Source organism: Mesorhizobium sp. M4A.F.Ca.ET.050.02.1.1, assembly GCF_003997725.1.
Classification (GTDB): domain Bacteria; phylum Pseudomonadota; class Alphaproteobacteria; order Rhizobiales; family Rhizobiaceae; genus Mesorhizobium.
Genome location: NZ_RZSG01001467.1, coordinates 1 through 525, shown reverse-complemented (window position 1 = coordinate 525; position 525 = coordinate 1). Strand labels below are relative to the sequence as shown.

1 protein-coding gene and 1 pseudogene are annotated in these 525 nt (G+C 67.8%); both read left to right on the top strand.

The window, feature by feature from the left end; translation table 11 throughout:
- The first annotated feature begins 118 nt into the window (after positions 1-118).
- Positions 119-307 carry a hypothetical protein gene (locus EOA33_RS38175; protein ID WP_245455453.1) on the top strand — a complete coding sequence of 63 codons (189 nt, stop codon included), beginning with the start codon at positions 119-121 and terminating at the stop codon, positions 305-307.
- Positions 288-525 (top strand): annotated as a pseudogene (locus tag EOA33_RS38170) (hypothetical protein); the annotation flags it as partial. The gene EOA33_RS38175 and the pseudogene EOA33_RS38170, both read left to right, overlap by 20 nt.

Below are 525 nucleotides of genomic sequence, written 5' to 3'. Positions count from 1 at the left end.
ACTCTGACCGGCTGCACCGGCCGGCCCGCTGACCCACCCGTTCACGGGCCGGCCGGTTCTGCAGGCGGCAGACTGCAGTCATTGAAAAACGAAAGCACGACAATTGTGGGAAGCCCTGATGATGCTGCGGCTGATCGCCTCCATCGGCCCAGGCCTGCCGATCGGCCACCGCGCCCGCTCCACGCCATTGGTCCTGCCGGCGGAGACGCTCAAGGGCGCGATCCGGCTGAGCTTCGCCGCCTACCGCCTATCGCTTCCGCTCTCCGACCCTTCAAGCAGCAAGAATCATGACCAGAAAATTGCGTAAGAGGCATCTCCTCCTGCTGGCCGCATTGGTTGCGCTCGCCGCCGTCGTGGCGCTGAAAGCCTATGGCCGCGGCGCGCCCGAACCAGCGGCGCGGACGGCCGCTCAGGCCGCCACGCTGACCGTTTCCGTCGAGGTGGTCCGCTCCGAGGCGATCACGGCTTCCGTCAGCGCCACCGCCACGGTCGCCGCCTGGCAGGAAGCGACGATTGGAGCGGAGG